This window comes from Cellulophaga omnivescoria (assembly GCF_001999725.1).
GTDB classification, from domain to species: domain Bacteria; phylum Bacteroidota; class Bacteroidia; order Flavobacteriales; family Flavobacteriaceae; genus Cellulophaga; species Cellulophaga omnivescoria.
On record NZ_MDDP01000010.1, the window covers coordinates 343,692 to 359,093 of the forward strand.

General features: G+C 33.7%; 15 protein-coding genes. 10 read left to right on the plus strand and 5 right to left on the minus strand.

Translation table 11 applies throughout. The annotated features are described in order from the left end of the window. Positions 1-78: 78 nt before the first annotated feature. Both BFJ87_RS06555 and BFJ87_RS06560 read right to left on the minus strand, forming a co-directional pair. Positions 79-1,383: a GntP family permease gene (locus BFJ87_RS06555; RefSeq protein ID WP_077401669.1), complete on the minus strand. Its 1,305-nt coding sequence runs from the start codon at positions 1,381-1,383 to the stop codon at positions 79-81. 95 nt (positions 1,384-1,478) lie between these two features. After that, the gene (locus BFJ87_RS06560; RefSeq protein ID WP_077401672.1) at positions 1,479-2,366 is read right to left on the minus strand and encodes an AraC family transcriptional regulator; all 888 of its coding nucleotides are present in this window, start codon (positions 2,364-2,366) and stop codon (positions 1,479-1,481) included. A gap of 293 nt (positions 2,367-2,659) precedes the next feature. On the opposite strand from BFJ87_RS06560, the gene BFJ87_RS06565 reads away from it, so the two are divergent. Genes BFJ87_RS06565 through BFJ87_RS06600 form a run of 8 tightly spaced genes read left to right on the plus strand, consistent with a single transcriptional unit; the run spans position 2,660 to position 8,788 of the window. Next, positions 2,660-3,112: a hypothetical protein gene (locus tag BFJ87_RS06565; RefSeq protein WP_245799597.1), complete on the plus strand. Its 453-nt coding sequence runs from the start codon at positions 2,660-2,662 to the stop codon at positions 3,110-3,112. A gap of 5 nt (positions 3,113-3,117) precedes the next feature. Then, entirely contained in the window at positions 3,118-3,672 is a 555-nt protein-coding gene (ruvC, locus tag BFJ87_RS06570) for a crossover junction endodeoxyribonuclease RuvC (protein WP_077401678.1), read from the plus strand. A 4-nt stretch (positions 3,673-3,676) separates the two neighbouring features. After that, positions 3,677-4,807, plus strand: coding sequence for a radical SAM family heme chaperone HemW (gene hemW / locus BFJ87_RS06575; protein ID WP_077401681.1), 1,131 nt, complete (start codon positions 3,677-3,679; stop codon positions 4,805-4,807). A 20-nt stretch (positions 4,808-4,827) separates the two neighbouring features. Next, on the plus strand, positions 4,828-5,577 hold the full coding sequence (locus BFJ87_RS06580) for a cyclase family protein (protein WP_077401684.1): 750 nt from the start codon (positions 4,828-4,830) through the stop codon (positions 5,575-5,577). A 43-nt stretch (positions 5,578-5,620) separates the two neighbouring features. Further along, positions 5,621-6,259 carry a DUF4230 domain-containing protein gene (locus BFJ87_RS06585; protein WP_013621383.1) on the plus strand — a complete coding sequence of 213 codons (639 nt, stop codon included), beginning with the start codon at positions 5,621-5,623 and terminating at the stop codon, positions 6,257-6,259. A 6-nt stretch (positions 6,260-6,265) separates the two neighbouring features. Beyond that, positions 6,266-6,595 (plus strand): Dabb family protein, encoded by a 330-nt coding sequence (locus tag BFJ87_RS06590; RefSeq protein ID WP_077401687.1) that lies wholly within the window; start codon positions 6,266-6,268, stop codon positions 6,593-6,595. 11 nt (positions 6,596-6,606) lie between these two features. Next, complete coding sequence (locus BFJ87_RS06595) at positions 6,607-6,969, plus strand: MmcQ/YjbR family DNA-binding protein (RefSeq protein WP_077401690.1); 363 nt, start codon at positions 6,607-6,609, stop codon at positions 6,967-6,969. A 46-nt stretch (positions 6,970-7,015) separates the two neighbouring features. Beyond that, entirely contained in the window at positions 7,016-8,788 is a 1,773-nt protein-coding gene (locus tag BFJ87_RS06600; protein WP_077401693.1) for a MutS-related protein, read from the plus strand. On the opposite strand, the gene BFJ87_RS06605 is transcribed toward BFJ87_RS06600, so the two are convergent. Beyond that, positions 8,785-9,321 carry an alpha-ketoglutarate decarboxylase gene (locus BFJ87_RS06605; RefSeq protein ID WP_077401696.1) on the minus strand — a complete coding sequence of 179 codons (537 nt, stop codon included), beginning with the start codon at positions 9,319-9,321 and terminating at the stop codon, positions 8,785-8,787. The two genes, BFJ87_RS06600 and BFJ87_RS06605, sit on opposite strands and share 4 nt — an antisense overlap. 101 nt (positions 9,322-9,422) lie before the next feature. On the opposite strand from BFJ87_RS06605, the gene BFJ87_RS06610 reads away from it, so the two are divergent. Together BFJ87_RS06610 and odhB are read left to right on the plus strand one after the other, a co-directional pair. Then, positions 9,423-12,191 carry a 2-oxoglutarate dehydrogenase E1 component gene (locus BFJ87_RS06610; RefSeq protein WP_077401699.1) on the plus strand — a complete coding sequence of 923 codons (2,769 nt, stop codon included), beginning with the start codon at positions 9,423-9,425 and terminating at the stop codon, positions 12,189-12,191. Between the two features lie 27 nt (positions 12,192-12,218). Further along, complete coding sequence (gene odhB / locus BFJ87_RS06615) at positions 12,219-13,439, plus strand: 2-oxoglutarate dehydrogenase complex dihydrolipoyllysine-residue succinyltransferase (RefSeq protein ID WP_077401702.1); 1,221 nt, start codon at positions 12,219-12,221, stop codon at positions 13,437-13,439. 65 nt (positions 13,440-13,504) lie between these two features. On the opposite strand, the gene BFJ87_RS06620 is transcribed toward odhB, so the two are convergent. Together BFJ87_RS06620 and BFJ87_RS06625 are read right to left on the minus strand one after the other, a co-directional pair. Beyond that, the gene (locus BFJ87_RS06620; protein WP_077401705.1) at positions 13,505-14,848 is read right to left on the minus strand and encodes a cytochrome-c peroxidase; all 1,344 of its coding nucleotides are present in this window, start codon (positions 14,846-14,848) and stop codon (positions 13,505-13,507) included. 90 nt (positions 14,849-14,938) lie between these two features. Further along, complete coding sequence (locus BFJ87_RS06625) at positions 14,939-15,379, minus strand: retropepsin-like aspartic protease (RefSeq protein WP_077401708.1); 441 nt, start codon at positions 15,377-15,379, stop codon at positions 14,939-14,941. Between the last annotated feature and the right edge of the window lie 23 nt (positions 15,380-15,402).

Here is a 15,402-nt window from a genome sequence, read left to right on the forward strand (position 1 = left end):
ATATAGAATGTGATTATTGAAGAATTTTACCTTACAGCAGCACTATTTTACCCTTTAAGCACAAAATTGACAATTGAGTTAGTTGTTAAAAAATGTATATGCTATAAAAACCATTAATCCGCCAGATAAAGAAACAATTGCGGTTAACAGGCTAAAGGATTTTAGCAGTTTTGGGACTGTTATATGATGTATTTCTTTAAATAGCCAAAAGAAACTGCTATTTACGTGTATAACTCCTAATGAACCTGTACAAATTGCAGCAGTTGTAAAGGTAGGATCCAGTGTGCCATTACTAATTAGTGGTGCAACTATAGATGCAGTAGTTATTAGTGAAACGGTAATGGAGCCAGTTACAGTTGTAAAAAGCATGCTAAGTAAAAATGGCACAATTATACCCATTGAAGAGATAGAGTCTGTGTTTGAGAAAAGGGAGCTAACAATACCAGTATCTTTTATAACCTGACCAAAAGCGCCGCCTGTGCCTGTAATTAAAATAACTATAGCGGTTTTAGCGCCAGCTGTATTTAAGTATGAATTTAACTTAGTAGAAAATGATTTTTTTTCTAGTAGCGGTAATGCAAAAATAATCCCTATTAACAGTGCCCAAATGGGGTTTTTAATGAACGCGACAAAGGCGTTTTCTTGTTTTATTATTGTACCAACAGACATTAATACAAGAGGTATAAGTAGGGCTGCAAAAGGTAGAATTTTTTTGTATCCTGTTAGTTTCTTTTTTGTAGTGCTCTGCAGCTTATTGGTATCTATATTATTGCTAGTTTGTAAATTTTTTTTATTGATTTTTAGCCACATTAAACACCCAGCTATAGCGGCAATAGCTACAATAACGTTTAAGGGTATAATTTTACCTACACTTATATTAAATGCGGATGCCACTGCTAATGGCCCTGGTGTTGGTGGTATTAGAGCGTGCGCCACAGTTAAGCTAATTGCTAAGGAGAGGCCTAGTACTAATATGGAGTGTCCTGACTTTTTTGACAATACGTGCAATGTGGGTAGTAGTGTTAAGTAAGCAACATCCATAAAAACTGGTATTCCTATTAAAAAGCCTATTATGGCCATACTTAGGGGTAAATACTTTGTGCCAAAGAGGGCTATAATACTATCGGCTATTAAGTCAGATCCTCCGGTGTTAGACAAAATCTCTCCAAGTAAGGCTCCAAATAAAATTATTAGACCAATCCATTTTAAGGTGTTTCCAAAACCATTTAAAAGGCTTTCTGTTACGCTTGTTACGTTACCGCCTGTTGCTAAGCCAAGTAATAGTCCAAAAACAAGTAAAGCGGGTATGGGATGAACCTTAAATACAGTAACGGCTATAATTAATAAAGCAATACAAACAGTTAGCGTAATTAAAGCGAGCATAGTGAGGTGTGGTTATAAATAATAAAACAAAAATAGGCGTAATATTTCTTTAATTGTGCAACGTATTTACCTGTTAGTAGCATTATACTACCATTTTAAATTAGAGTGGTTATTTTTTTGTTATACTTTTCCATATACTCAGATGGTGTAACTTTCATTAATGCTTTAAATTGCCTGTTAAAGTTAGTGAGTGTATTAAACCCAGATTGGTAGCAGACTGTAGAAATTTGCATTTCCCCCTCTATTAAAAGTTTGCAAGCGTGCCTTAATCTAATTTCATTAAGGTATTGCGTAAAAGATTTATGGGTTCTTTTTTTAAAGTATCTGCAAAAGGCATTTGGAGTCATAAAAGCAATAGAGGCAACTTCTTCTAGCTCTATTTTTTTGTCAAAATTTTCAGTTAAAAATAAAATTACTCTTGCCATACGGTCTTTTTCGTTTTTGTTGTATGTGTTTGTTATAACCTCTGAGCATAAAGGTTTATAGTTTTCACTTACAGATAAAATATCTAAAATTTTTAACAAGCCAATTATTCTAGATAAGCCTTTGTTCCCCACTAAACCTAGTATGTGGTTATGAGCTAAGTATGTTGCAGCCTTAGAAAATTGAAGCCCCATATTGGCCTTTTTAAAAAGAACTTGTAATTTTTTTGCTTCTGCCAAATCTAAAAAATCAGATCCTAAAAAATCATTTTCAAATTTAATAACTATAAGGTTTACGGCTTCGTCTTCTAGCTTGTCTGCATAATATTCTTTATGGTTTTTAAATAAGTGTGGTACGTTGCTTCCTATTAAATACAATTCCCCTGGCGCAAAATTTCCTATAGAGTTGCCAACATAACGAGTGCCTGTGCTTTTTATAAAATAGATAAGTTCTAGCTCTTTATGAAAATGCCAATTTTGCTCAATGCAAGGCATTCTATCTTGGCGAGCTAGGAAAGAGTTTTCAGGCCTTTTCTCTGTTTGTTTGTATGTTAACTTCATAGCAGTTTAATTTAATTTCGTAATAAAAAAATAAGTTTTTATTTCTGAAGTGGTTATAAATATAAAAAATTAACCTGATATATGTTAATTATTATTTTTTTAGGTAAAATAGTGCTAATAGGTGTGTTTTTGTTAGTTATATGTAATTTATATCTTTTGTAATGCCTACTTTTTAAAGTTAACTTATAGCTTAGTTTGTGTTGCTAATTTTGGTGCTATGCTGTTCACTTGATTAAAAAATTGTAAATTTCGCCTAGAATTTAGTTTTTATGCAAAGAGCAGCTTTATTTCTTATGATATTTCTTTGCGTTTCTTGCGATTTTTTTGATTCTAGAGCAGAAAAAACTCAGAAGATTATTAAGCAAGAAATGGAGGGTATTAATTGGAATGCTATAGATCAATTTCCGTTGTTTGAAGGGTGCGATGAACTTGCTTCGAAAGAAGTACAGAAAAAATGTTTTGAAGAAATGTTATTGTTGCATTACTCAGAAATACTAGGAGATTTTGAGTTTGTTTTAGATAGAACCATTAAAGATACCATACGTATTGATGTGTTAATAGATAGTAAGGGAGAAATTTCTGTTTTAGATATAGAGCAAGATTCAATTATTACTAGTCAAATACCAGGTTTTAATGGTATAATTTCTCGTGGTATTAAAAGCCTACCAAAATTAAAGCCCGCTTTAAAAAGAGGAATACCGGTAAGGGCCAAATTTAGAATTCCTTTAGTAATAAATACCAAATAAAAATAGTGGCTAAAGAAAGAATTATATTAGGTGTAGATCCTGGTACAACTATTATGGGGTTTGGCCTTATAAAAGTGGTGGGTAAAAAAATGGAGTTTTTGCAAATGAATGAACTTTTATTACAGAAGTATAAAGACCCTTACACCAAACTTAAACTTATTTTTGAGCGCACTATAGAGCTTATAGATACGTATCACCCAGATGAAATGGCATTAGAGGCTCCTTTTTATGGCAAAAATGTACAGTCTATGTTAAAATTAGGCCGTGCACAAGGCGTGGCAATGGCAGCAGGTTTGTCTAGACAACTAGTAATAACGGAGTATATGCCTAAAAAAATTAAAATGGCAATTACGGGTAATGGTAATGCAAGTAAAGAACAGGTGGCTGGTATGTTAAAAAGTACTCTAGGGTTAAAAGAATTACCAAAAAACTTAGATGCCACAGATGGTTTGGCAGCAGCGGTTTGCCATTTTTACAATAGCGGAAAAATAGAAACAGGTAAAAGTTACTCTGGTTGGGATTCTTTTGTAAAGCAAAACCAAAATAGGGTAAAAAAATAAAAAAATGGCAGGCATTTATATACACATTCCCTTTTGTAAACAGGCTTGTCATTATTGCGATTTTCATTTTTCTACCACTATGGGGAAAAAAGATGAGATGCTAGAGGCAATTGCAAGAGAGCTTGTTTTGCGTAAAAACGAGTTTTTGCTAACCAGTGTAGAAACTATTTATTTTGGTGGTGGTACGCCTTCTGTTTTAAATGCGAATGAAATAAATAGGCTTATCAAAACAGTTTACGAAAATTACAATGTTGTTAAAAATCCAGAGATAACTTTGGAGGCTAATCCGGATGATTTATCTACTTTAAAAATAGAACAACTTGCGGCATCAAAGGTAAACAGGCTTAGTATTGGAGTGCAGTCTTTTTTTGAAGATGATTTACGACTGATGAATAGGGCGCATAATGCTTATGAAGCAGAGAGTTGTATAATTGAAGCGACAAAGTATTTTTCTAATATTTCTATAGATTTAATTTACGGTATTCCAGGAATGAGCAATGATAAATGGATGCAAAACATACACAAAGCGTTATCTTTTGGTTTGCCACATATTTCTAGTTATGCACTTACAGTAGAGCCAAAAACTGCTTTAGAAAAATTTATTAAAAAAGGAGAAATAGCTCCTGTAAAAGATAGTGTTGCTCAAGAACATCATAAAATTTTGGTAAAAGAATTGGCTAAAGAGGGTTTTGTAAATTATGAGTTTTCTAACTTTGGAAAACCAGATTTTTTTTCTAAAAATAATACTGCATATTGGTTGGGTAAAAAATATATTGGTGTTGGGCCTTCTGCACATTCTTTTAACGGGGAAAGTAGGAGTTGGAATGTGAATAATAACCCCAAATACATAAAAGCATTAGTGCAAAATAAGCTGCCACAAGAGATAGAAAAATTGTCTGTAGTGGATAGGTATAATGAGTATGTTATGACTGGTTTAAGAACTATTTGGGGTGTTTCACTACAAAAGGTACAGGAAGATTTTGGATTAAAATATGTGAGTTATTTAGAAAAAGAGGCAAATAAAAAAATTGAAAAAGGTTTGTTGCAACTTAAAAATAATACACTTTTAGTAACAGCAAAAGGTAAATTTTTAAGTGATGGTATAGCAGCAGATTTGTTTATTATTAACTTATAAATTAATATAGAAAGAGATTCATGAAGGCAGTTATTACAGTAAGAACAAAAAAATATTCAATTAATTTAAATGATGCATTAGATATTAGTATGCCTTTAAAAGGGGATAAGTCTAATGTAAATGCTTGGTATGTTGGTGCGCCAGTTATAGAGCCACATACAGATGGTGATTTTGTTGGTTTGGTAAGTGAGGGTTCATCTGTAAACTTTAAAAACATAACGTTTAATCCGCATGCACACGGTACGCATACAGAGTGTGTGGGGCATATTACAGAGGAATTTGTGTCTGTAAATCAAAAATTAAAACAATTTTTCTTTTTGGCAGAAGTAATTACTATTGCACCAGAAAAAATAGGAGACGATTTTGTTATTTCTAAAAAGCAATTGCAATATGCTTTAGGTAAAAAAAAGAGAGAGGCTGTTGTTATTCGTACAATTCCTAATTTAGAAGATAAAATAGGAGCGCAATATTCTAATACCAATCCACCTTACTTGTTAGAGGAAGGAGCTGTTTTTTTAAGAGAAAAAGGAGTAGAGCACTTGCTAATAGATTTGCCATCTGTTGATAAGGAAAAAGATGATGGTAAGTTAGTTTCTCATAAGGCATTTTGGAATTTTGAAGGTAAAATTAGAGAAAATGCCACTATAACAGAATTTATATATGTTGCTAATACTATTGAAGATGGTACATATTTTTTAAATTTGCAAGTAGCTCCTTTTGAGAATGATGCAAGTCCTAGTAGGCCTGTTTTGTATAAAATTGAAGAGTAAAACAGTATTAAATAGTGCTGTTTTGTAACGTATAAAATAAATAATGGATAGTTTAATAGAGGTTTTTTTAGGGTTAATTTTAGGGGCTATACTTATGTATTGGGTGTATTCCTTTTTTAGAACTAAAAAGACCAAAGAAGTTACACATACACAGTCTACTGTTTTATTAGAAAAAATAAAAAGGGTTTGTAAATTAATATCTGTAGAAGGAGATTTTGCAGAAGTATACCAATACCACAATACCAAAGAGCATTTTATGAGTTTGGTAAGTAGTAAAAAAAAGGCATTAGTAATTATAAATGCTAAAGTGCAAATTGGGTACGATCTAAAAAAAATTCTTTTAAATGCAGATGATAGTAAAAAGAGAATTATACTCAAGAATTTTCCAGAGCCAGAGGTGTTGTCAGTTTCTCCTGAGCTTCAGTTTTATGATATTAAAAACGGATTATTTAACTCGTTTTCTCCAGAGGATTTAACTAATGTGAATAAAGAAGCAAAGGAGCATATTTTAGAGAAAATACCAGTAAGTGGTTTAATGGATACGGCCCGTAAAGAAGCGTTAGAGGCAATACTTTTAATAGAGTCTATTGTAGAAACTATTGGGTGGACGTTAGATTATTCTGCGTTAAAAATTGAAAATAAACAAGAGGTAAAGCAAATAGAAAAGGAAATAAATAAATAGTGTTTTATGAGCGTAAATAATTTTGAATCAGCATTTGTGCATAACGTATATTTTTGGTTAAAAAATCCGGATAGCGAAGATGATAAAAAAGCTTTTGTAGCATCATTACGCAAGTTTTTAAATGCTTCTAAATATGCAAATACTAATTTTATAGGTGTACCGCCAGCAGCTACTAGAGATGTGGTAGATGGTAGCTTTACGTTTAGTTTGTTGGTGTCCTTTACATCAGCGGAAAACCAGCAGAAATACCAGGATGAAGAGGCACACTTAACTTTTATAGAAGAATCTGCTCATTTATGGAGTAAGGTTGTGGTATATGATTCTACAACAGTTTAAACTTGCTGTGTATGAATGTAGAAGAGGTTAGGGCATATTGCATTTTAAAAAAAGGAATTACAGAAGAGTTTCCTTTTGATGAGCATACTTTGGTATTTAAAGTTGTGGGTAAAATGTTTGCCTTGTTACCGTTAGAGCGCTTGCCACCTCAAATTAATTTAAAGTGTAATCCTGAACTTGCATTGGAGTTAAGAGAAAAATATGATGGTGCAATTACTCCCGGTTTTCATATGAATAAAAAACACTGGAATACAATACTAATAGAACGTATTTCTCCTAGTTTACTAAAAGAACTAATAGATCATTCATACAATTTAGTAGTATCTAAACTTACCAAAAAACAACAAACAGAGTTAGCTAAGCTAAAGGAATAATATTTTTTTAGTTACATAATACATTACGCACCACTACATTATTTTTATGAAAGAACTTATTGAATTTTACAAACAAAATATTACTAACTACAAAGAAGAATCTGCAAAGGTTAAATCTAAATTATTACTGTCTAGTTTGTTAAGGTTGGCGGTATTTTTATTAGCTGGTTTTGGTATTTATTTTTTTATAGGAAACACCAAAGCAGTAATGGCGGTTATTTTATTGGCTATAGTGTTGTTTGTGTTTTTGGTGTCTAGACATTCAGATTTGCAATATGTGTATCATAAATTTATGGCACTTATAAAAATTAATGAAATTGAGATTGATGTTTTGCATCGTAAATTTCATAACCTTCCAGATGGAGAGGAATTTGCAGATCCGCTTCATTTTTATAGTCAAGATATAGATTTGTTTGGTAAAGGTTCTTTTTACCAATACAGTAATAGAACTGCTTTGGAGCAAGGTAGTGAGGAGCTGGCTAATCAATTTACGGCAAATGATATAGATAATATAGCGCAAAAACAAGAAGCGGTAAAGGAGTTGGCTTCTAAGCCAAAATGGAGGCAGGAGTTTGCTGCAATAGCTACGCTTGTAAAAGCAGAGGTGTCCTATAAAACAATTGTTTCTTGGATGCAGAAACATACAGCTTTTATCCCTGGGTTTATGAAGTATATACCAACAATTTTTACGGTAGTTTCTGTACTGTTTTTTGTGTTGTATTTTATGGGGTTTATTTCGGGCTTTTTAGTTGCTGGTTGGTTTTTTCTTGGACTATTTATTACAGGGTTTTACTTTAAAAAAGTGAGTAGCTTAGCTGCGGATATGGGTAAAATACAGAGTACTTTTCAGCAGTATCAAAAATTAATTGTAGAAATAGAAAATGTAGAGTTTGTCTCTGGTTTACTTAACGAAAAAAGAGCGGTTGTTGTTGCTAATGGTAAAAAAACGTCTGCAGTGCTGCACGAGTTTTCTAGAATTTTAGGAGCTTTAGAGCAGCGTAATAATATGATTTTTGGTTTTCTTGGAAACGGATTTTTATTGTGGGATATTCATCAATCTTATAAAATTGAACAATGGATAAAGTTGCACGGAGGTTTAGTGCAAGATTGGTTTAGTGTTATAGCTTTTTTTGATGCATATAACAGTTTAGGTAATTTTGCGTTTAATAATCCAAGTTATGTGTATCCTACAATTGCTGATAAAGGTAAAGTGCTACAGGTTAAAAATGCGGCACATCCATTATTAGATCCTGCAAAAAGTATAAAAAATGATATCACTATTAATAATGCGGAGTTTTTTATAGTAACAGGAGCAAATATGGCAGGTAAGAGTACTTTTTTGCGTACCGTTTCATTACAAATTGTTATGGCAAATATGGGGTTGCCAGTTTGTGGTACTGCAGCGGAATATTCGCCTATTAAATTAATTACAAGTATGCGTACAACAGACTCACTTACAGATGATGAGTCGTACTTTTTTTCTGAGTTAAAACGATTAAAGTTTATTGTTGATGAAATACAAAACGATCGTTATTTTATAGTTTTAGATGAAATTTTAAAAGGAACAAATAGTACAGATAAAGCTATTGGTTCTCGTAAATTTGTAGAGAAGTTGGTGGGGTCACAATCTACCGGAATTATAGCTACTCACGATCTTAGTTTGTGTAAGGCTGCAGATGAGTTGCCAGGTGTTAAAAACCACTACTTTGATGCAGAAATTATTAATAATGAATTGCATTTTGATTACAAATTTAAAAATGGTATTTGCAAAAATATGAATGCCTCATTCCTGCTTAAAAAAATGCAAATAGTAGATTAAAAGTAAACCCTAACAAAAGGCATTAATGCATCTGCATAAATGCTTTTTTCTTCATCATACAAAACATCATAACGAACACCAAAAGTTACATTTTGGTTACTGTATCCTACGCCTAAAAATAAGGCGGAATTCCAGTAATTATCTTCTGTAATGCTGCCATTTACGCCAAAATCACGGTTTATTCGCATTTGTTCAAACTCTGCAGATAGCTGTACGGCTGGTACAATATTAAATAACGTTAATGCGCTAGCGCCGTAAGCGGTAAGTTTGTGATCTCCAAATTTAGAGTAGTTAAAATTTAAGCTTGTACCAACAGCAAACATTGGATTAACCTGGTAAATAGCACTTGGAGATACGCTAGCGTTAAAGCTGTCGTTTCCAAATCCAATGCCTAAACCACCTCCAAAACGCACGTTTTCCCAAAAGTTAGCTTTGCTTGTACTAACCTGTGCAGTTGTAGTATTGCTTGTAAAAGCTGTTATCAAGACACTTAAAATCAATAATTTTGAAAGGAAATGCTTCTTTTTTCTCATTCTTGTTATTTTTTTACATTATTACGCACTAAGATATGCTTATAAAAGCTAAAAGTTGTATTTTTGAATAAATTTTGTTCACAAGACAGAGAATAATTTCAATGGATAAATATTCGTTTTTAAACGCAGCGCATACATCATTTTTTGCGACTTTATATGATAAATACTTAATTAGCCCTGATAGTGTAGAGCCTAGTTGGCGTGCTTTTTTTCAAGGTTTTGACTTTGGTCAAGAGACAGCACTAGAAGAGTTTTCTGAAAATGGACCGGCAATAGAAGCTGCAATGCCGCAGTCTTTACAGAAAGAATTTAAAGTAATTAAGTTAATAGATGGGTATAGAAGTAGAGGGCACTTGTTCACTAAAACAAACCCAGTTCGTGAAAGAAGAAAATATACACCAACATTAGAGTTAGATAATTTTGGATTGTCTAACGAAGATTTAAGCACTGTTTTTACAGCAGGAGAAATTCTGGGTATTGGAGCTGTTTCTTTAGAGGAAATTATAAAACACTTAAAAAGCATTTATTGTGATGCTATTGGTGTGGAGTATATGTACATACGTAAACCAGAAAGAGTAGAGTGGATACAAAACTGGTTAAACGTTAATGATAATCACCCAAAATTTAATGCTGACAGAAAAAAACATATCCTTAAAAAGTTAAATCAAGCTGTTTCTTTTGAGAGCTTTTTGCATACAAAATATGTTGGGCAAAAGCGTTTTTCTATTGAAGGTAACGAGTCTTTAATTCCTGCTTTGGATGCCGTTGTAGAACGTGCAGCAGAAATGGGAGTAGAGCAGTTTGTTATGGGTATGGCTCACCGTGGAAGGTTAAACGTACTTACCAATATTTTTGGTAAAGCTGCTAAAGATATATTTAGCGAGTTTGATGGTAAAGATTACGAGCAAGAGATTTTTGATGGTGATGTAAAGTATCACTTAGGGTGGACATCTGAGCGTAAAGCTAGTAATGGCAATAGAATAAAAATGAATATTGCGCCAAACCCATCTCACTTAGAGACTGTTGGTGCGGTTGTAGAAGGTATTGCTAGAGCTAAACAAGATGCTCATTTTCCTGAAGATTTTTCAAAAGTATTGCCAATTGTTGTGCACGGAGATGCTGCCATCGCAGGTCAGGGCTTGGTGTATGAGGTAGTTCAAATGGCTAATTTAGATGGTTACAAAACTAACGGTACAATACACATTGTAGTAAATAACCAAATAGGCTTTACAACTAATTATTTAGACGCAAGGTCATCTACTTATTGTACAGATGTTGCTAAGGTGACTTTAAGTCCTGTATTGCACGTAAATGCAGACGATGCAGAGGCTGTTGTACACGCCTCGTTATTTGCGTTGGAATATAGAATGCGTTTTAATAGAGATGTATTTATAGATTTATTAGGTTATAGAAAGTATGGGCATAATGAAGGTGATGAACCTCGTTTTACTCAGCCTAAGCTGTATAAAGCTATATCTAAACATAGTAATTCTAGAGATATTTATGCAGAGCGTTTGCTTGCAGAAGGTGTTATTGAGAAAGGATTTGTAAAAGAATTAGAAGATGAGTATAAGGCTTCTTTAGAAGAAGAATTAGAAGACTCTAGAAAAGAGGATAAAACAGTTATTACGCCTTTTATGGCAGACGAGTGGAGTGGCTTTGACTCTGTTAGGGAGTGGGAGATGATGGAGGCTGTAGATACCACTTATGATAAAGACAAATTAACAGAAATTGCTAAGGTGATAACAGAATTACCTGGTGATAAAAAGTTTTTGCGTAAGGTTGAAAAGTTGGTGAAAGATCGTAAAAAAATGTTCTTTGAAACTGACAAGTTAGACTGGGCAATGGGTGAGCTTTTAGCTTACGGTACATTGTTGCAAGAAGGCTTTGGTGTTCGTATGTCTGGGCAAGATGTAGAAAGAGGTACTTTCTCTCACCGTCATGCGGTTATGAAAGTTGAAGAAAGTGAAGAAGAAATTATATTGTTAAACCACTTGTCAGAGGAACAAGCCAGATTTCAAATTTACAATTCGTTGTTGTCTGAATATGGTGTTGTTGGTTTTGATTATGGTTACGCTATGGCTAGTCCAAAAACACTTACTATTTGGGAGGCGCAATTTGGTGACTTCAGTAATGGTGCTCAAATTATGTTAGATCAGTACATTTCTGCTGCCGAAGATAAATGGAAACTTCAGAACGGATTAGTAATGTTGTTGCCACACGGTTATGAGGGGCAGGGTGCAGAGCATTCTTCTGCACGTATGGAAAGATATTTGCAATTGTGTGCTAGAGATAATATGTACATTGCAGATGTGTCTACGCCAGCACAAATGTTCCATATTTTACGTAGGCAAATGAAGGTTAATTTTAGAAAGCCTTTAATAATATTTACACCAAAAAGTTTATTAAGACATCCAAAAGCTGTTTCTACAATTGATGAGCTTGCTAACGGAACTTTTCAGGAGGTTTTAGATGATACTACAGCAGATGTAAGTAAAATTAAATCGTTAGTTTTCTGTACGGGTAAATTTTACTATGATTTGCTAGCAGAAAAAGAGGAGCAAAACAGAGAAGATGTTGCTTTGGTAAGAGTAGAACAATTGTTTCCGTTACCAACAGAAAAAATAACAGAAATTATTAGCAAGTATACTAATGCAGATGATATTGTGTGGGCACAAGAAGAACCAAGAAATATGGGAGCTTGGAGTCATATAATGATGCATTTTGCAGATGCTAATAAATTAAGAGTAGCGTCTAGACGTTTTTATGCTTCGCCAGCAGCTGGTAGTGCAGTACGTTCTAAACGTAGACACCAACAAGTAATAGATTATGTCTTTGATAAAACCAAAGACAATATGACAAAAAGATAAATACAATAACACATCAAATAAAGTAGGATGATTTTAGAAATGAAAGTCCCTTCACCGGGAGAATCGATAACCGAAGTGGAAATAGCTGAGTGGCTAGTGCAAGACGGAGATTATGTAGAGAAAGATCAAGCTATTGCAGAGGTAGATTCAGATAAAGCTACCTTAGAACTTCCAGCAGAAGTAAGCGGAGTAATTACATTAAAAGCAGAAGAAGGTGATGCTGTTGCAGTAGGTGCCGTTGTTTGTTTAATAGATACATCTGCTGCAAAACCAGAAGGTGCAGATGATGCTCCTGCTAAAGAAGAGAAAAAAGAAGAAGCAGCACCAAAAGCAGAAGCTCCTAAGGCTGCTGAAACAACTAAGACATACGCAACAGGAACAGCGTCTCCTGCAGCTAAAAAAATATTAAGTGAAAAAGGAATTGAGGCTTCTGCCGTTAAAGGTACTGGTAAAGATGGTAGAGTAACTAAAGATGATGCTGTAAAAGCAGTGCCATCTATGGGAACGCCAACTACAGGAGGTAACCGAGGAGAAACTCGTTCTAAATTATCAATGTTACGTCGTAAGGTGGCAGAGCGTTTGGTTTCAGCTAAAAATGAAACAGCTATGCTTACTACTTTTAACGAGGTAGATATGTCTCCTATTTTTGCATTGCGTAGCCAGTATAAAGATGACTTTAGAGCTAAACACGGTGTTGGTTTAGGTTTTATGTCTTTCTTTACTAAGGCGGTTGTACGTGCATTAGAGATGTACCCATCTGTAAATGCAATGATAGATGGTAAGGAAATGATTTCTTATGATTTTGCAGATATTAGTATTGCAGTATCTGGACCAAAAGGTTTAATGGTTCCTGTAATTAGAAATGCAGAAAACTTAACTTTTAGAGGTGTAGAAGCAGAGGTAAAGCGTTTGGCTATTAGAGCTCGTGAAGGTGAAATTACTGTAGATGAAATGACAGGTGGAACATTTACAATTACCAATGGTGGTGTTTTTGGTTCTATGTTGTCTACACCAATTATTAACCCGCCACAAAGTGCTATTTTAGGTATGCATAATATTGTAGAGCGTCCAATTGCTAAAAATGGTGAGGTTGTAATTGCTCCAATTATGTATGTTGCTTTGTCTTATGATCACAGAATTATAGATGGTAAAGAATCTGTTGGTTTCTTAGTTGCTGTTAAAGAAGCATTAGAGAATCCAGAGGAATTATTAATGAATAATGATGTTAAGAAGGCGTTAGAAATGTAGTCTTAAATCTAGAGATAAAAAAAAGGGCTGAAGTTAAACTTCAGCCCTTTTTTAATGCTTTTTTTTTAATTACATCCCATGTCAGATTTGGATTCGCTATCTGCATTTGGGAAACAATTTCCAGAAGGCAGATTTTCTGGAGTGTATCTTTTAAGATTGTTGTCGTAAAGTCCGTTTTCTATAAAGGCAGTTAAATCATCAACTTCTTCTGTTGTTAAATTAAGAGGTGCAAATTCTGATGCTAATTGACTTTTAGGAACATTACTGTTTTCTGGTATAGCTTTGTTTTTGTATTCTATAACTTCTTTTATAGACGTAAAGTTTCCTCCATGACCAAAATGAGATACATCTTTTAAGTTGTATAAAGATGGTATTTTAAACTTGTAATTATCTTCTTCTTTTCCTGTAAAACCACCTCTGCCTTTTTTTGTAGCTTCATCAATACTAATGTGTGAGCTGTTTGGATCCAAGTCGTTCATTCCTAAAGCATAAAACCCTGTTTTGTTTAAGCCTGGTCCGTTGTGGCATTTATAGCATTCTGCTTTGCCAAAAAATAAGTTAGCGCCACTTATTTCTTTAGGGGATAATGCAGCTTCATTTCCTTTTAAAAACTCTTGAAAAGGAGCTTGGTTTGCAAGCACTGTACGCTCATAGGTAGCAATGGCTAAGCCGGCAGTTATGGTTGTGTATCTATTTTCTTCTGGGGTGTTAGGAAAAGCAGCGTCAAACATACTTTTGTATCCGTTGTTGTTTAGGAAGTTGGTGTCTATTAAAAGCCTGTGAACACCCAGGCCAGCAATAGCTTGTATCTCTACGCCTTCAAAACCTAAATTATTGCGTTCTTTGGGAGTGCCAGCTGTCCAGCTACTTTCGGTACCTGTATTTTCTGAGGTTCCTCCAAACTGTCCGTTCCATAACATTACTTTTTGGTATGCAGTGTTTAGTATGCTTGGAGATTTTATGGGTTGTACATCTAAATCTTCTTCTAAATAATCTACAGACATATGTCTAGATTCTCCTTTTGCTCCATAGCCAAAACCACCTTCACCAATACCTTGTATGTTGCCGCTTTGGAAACCTGCCGCTGCGTGGTGGCAACTAGCACATGAGTAAGTGTTGGTGCCAATTTCTTTTATTGGGTTTAAGGCTAAGCCTGTTTCGTGAAAAAGTAATTTTCCTAAGGCAACTTTTTCTGGAGTAAGCGGGTTTTTAGGATCACTAGGAATATTGCTTAAATTTGTTTCTTCTGGTAATTGTAGTGTTTCTAGTGAGCCATAAAGAGTTGTAATTTTCTCTTTTAAAATACTTGTTTCTGCTTTTTGGTAGTTGTTGTCGTCATTAGAACAACTGGTTGTAAATAAAATGCCAATTGCTAGTATGCAATATAGATTTATTTTAGATGTAGACATGGTTAGAATGTTTTGCAAACAAAAGTGTGTTTTTGCTAAAACATAACATTAAAAAATCGGTACAATACTAATAAATAAGATATTTGTTATTTACAGCTTAAGATAAACACATTTTTTGTTGTAGTCTATAATAGCTTTTGTCTTTTTTAATATGTCTGCTCCAATAATACCATCTACTGGTAATGCATTATGGTTAATAAGAGCCTGGTTAACGTGTACCAAATCAAACAAAACAATTTTTAATTTTTTGTATTTCCAATCTCCAATTTTTATGGTGTTGTTAGAAGAGATTAATGTTTCCATTTCTGTAGCACCAGCACCAGCAGCTTTTATTTCTGAATCTTCAGAGGTAAGCTTAAAGTTTTCAATTTTATCTATACCTATGCAGGTGTTGGAGGCTCCTGTGTCTAAAATAAATTTCCCGGCTACATTGTTAATCTTAGCTTTAATTTCAAAATGATTAGTAGGAGTTAATGTAAGTTTAATTTTGGTGTAATCTTTTTGAAGCAAGAATTTTTTTAAGCTAGACATATATTCAATTTTAGTGCAAATAT

Excerpts from the sequence above, each read along its gene's own strand:
- odhB (WP_077401702.1), top strand. The coding sequence starts at position 12,219 with ATGATTTTAGAAATGAAAGTCCCTTCACCGGGAGAATCGATAACCGAA.
- BFJ87_RS06585 (WP_013621383.1), top strand. The coding sequence starts at position 5,621 with ATGGATAGTTTAATAGAGGTTTTTTTAGGGTTAATTTTAGGGGCTATA.
- BFJ87_RS06565 (WP_245799597.1), top strand. The coding sequence starts at position 2,660 with ATGATATTTCTTTGCGTTTCTTGCGATTTTTTTGATTCTAGAGCAGAA.
- BFJ87_RS06590 (WP_077401687.1), top strand. The coding sequence starts at position 6,266 with ATGAGCGTAAATAATTTTGAATCAGCATTTGTGCATAACGTATATTTT.
- BFJ87_RS06625 (WP_077401708.1), bottom strand. The coding sequence starts at position 15,379 with ATGTCTAGCTTAAAAAAATTCTTGCTTCAAAAAGATTACACCAAAATT.
- BFJ87_RS06580 (WP_077401684.1), top strand. The coding sequence starts at position 4,828 with ATGAAGGCAGTTATTACAGTAAGAACAAAAAAATATTCAATTAATTTA.
- BFJ87_RS06595 (WP_077401690.1), top strand. The coding sequence starts at position 6,607 with ATGAATGTAGAAGAGGTTAGGGCATATTGCATTTTAAAAAAAGGAATT.
- hemW (WP_077401681.1), top strand. The coding sequence starts at position 3,677 with ATGGCAGGCATTTATATACACATTCCCTTTTGTAAACAGGCTTGTCAT.
- BFJ87_RS06600 (WP_077401693.1), top strand. The coding sequence starts at position 7,016 with ATGAAAGAACTTATTGAATTTTACAAACAAAATATTACTAACTACAAA.
- BFJ87_RS06620 (WP_077401705.1), bottom strand. The coding sequence starts at position 14,848 with ATGTCTACATCTAAAATAAATCTATATTGCATACTAGCAATTGGCATT.
- BFJ87_RS06555 (WP_077401669.1), bottom strand. The coding sequence starts at position 1,383 with ATGCTCGCTTTAATTACGCTAACTGTTTGTATTGCTTTATTAATTATA.
- BFJ87_RS06560 (WP_077401672.1), bottom strand. The coding sequence starts at position 2,366 with ATGAAGTTAACATACAAACAAACAGAGAAAAGGCCTGAAAACTCTTTC.
- BFJ87_RS06605 (WP_077401696.1), bottom strand. The coding sequence starts at position 9,321 with ATGAGAAAAAAGAAGCATTTCCTTTCAAAATTATTGATTTTAAGTGTC.
- BFJ87_RS06610 (WP_077401699.1), top strand. The coding sequence starts at position 9,423 with ATGGATAAATATTCGTTTTTAAACGCAGCGCATACATCATTTTTTGCG.